The sequence below is a fragment of the Cupriavidus sp. OTU4054 genome, from assembly GCF_038440175.1.
Lineage (GTDB): Bacteria > Pseudomonadota > Gammaproteobacteria > Burkholderiales > Burkholderiaceae > Cupriavidus > Cupriavidus pauculus_D.
The window spans coordinates 1-254 of the sequence record NZ_JASATF010000068.1 but is presented as its reverse complement, the minus strand read 5'-3'; the positions used below and the strand labels follow the sequence as shown (position 1 = coordinate 254).

At 59.1% G+C, this 254-nt stretch carries 1 protein-coding gene; it reads left to right on the top strand.

The genetic code is table 11. From position 1 onward, the window contains the following. Window positions 1–254, top strand: a 254-nt coding sequence (locus AAHB16_RS32705) for a tripartite tricarboxylate transporter permease (protein WP_342052938.1), incomplete at both ends; no start/stop codon positions are given.

Below are 254 nucleotides of genomic sequence, written 5' to 3'. Positions count from 1 at the left end.
TTCATCCTGATCATCCTGAACCTGCCGATGATCGGTATCTGGGTGAAGCTGCTGAAGGTGCCGTATCGCTTCCTGTTCCCGGCCATCCTGACGTTCTGCTGCATCGGCGTGTACTCGGTCCAGAACACCACGTTCGACGTGTTCCAGACCGCGGCCTTCGGCCTGATCGGCTACCTGTTCATCAAGCTGAAGTGCGAACCGGCCCCGCTGCTGCTCGGCTTCGTGCTGGGACCGATGATGGAAGAGAACTTCCG